The 485-nt window shown below is 40.6% G+C and carries 1 protein-coding gene; it reads right to left on the reverse strand.

What is annotated here, in order from left to right:
* Positions 1-170 precede the first annotated feature (170 nt).
* The coding region (locus tag CS062_RS25315; protein ID WP_199174379.1) for a hypothetical protein at positions 171-485 on the reverse strand (315 nt) is incomplete at its 5' end.

Here is a 485-nt window from a genome sequence, read left to right on the forward strand (position 1 = left end):
GCACTTAAGAGATCAGCTTCTGCTTTACGAATACCAATAAGTGCTTGCTTAGCAATTGGATGATTGGTACGCACCAATTTGATGAACGCATCAGCATTCAATACCTGTGCTCCACTTTGTATTGTGAAAAATAAACCTATGATGAATACAACTCCTTTCATGAATATGCTTTATTTCGCTGACTCTTTGTTCGTTGTTATTGTGCTCTTGGTTGCAGGTTGATAATATTCCGGCGGGAATCCGTTGATATTCCGCCATAGTTCATATCCAACAGAAACATCTTTAAGTAAAGCGATACCATTAGCACCACCACCTATTCTCAATAACCTAGGCCATGCTTTATCGTTAGGATCTTCTGTAACCAATACCCTGAATTTTCCATTACTGCTAACAGAGTTTTCAATAGCAGTCACAAGGCCGCCAAAGGTTCCATAAGAACTCGCTGGCCATCCACTGAATACAATGGCGGGAAATCCGTCAAATAC

The organism is Roseateles chitinivorans (assembly GCF_002761755.1).
GTDB classification, from domain to species: Bacteria; Pseudomonadota; Gammaproteobacteria; order Burkholderiales; family Burkholderiaceae_C; genus Roseateles; species Roseateles chitinivorans.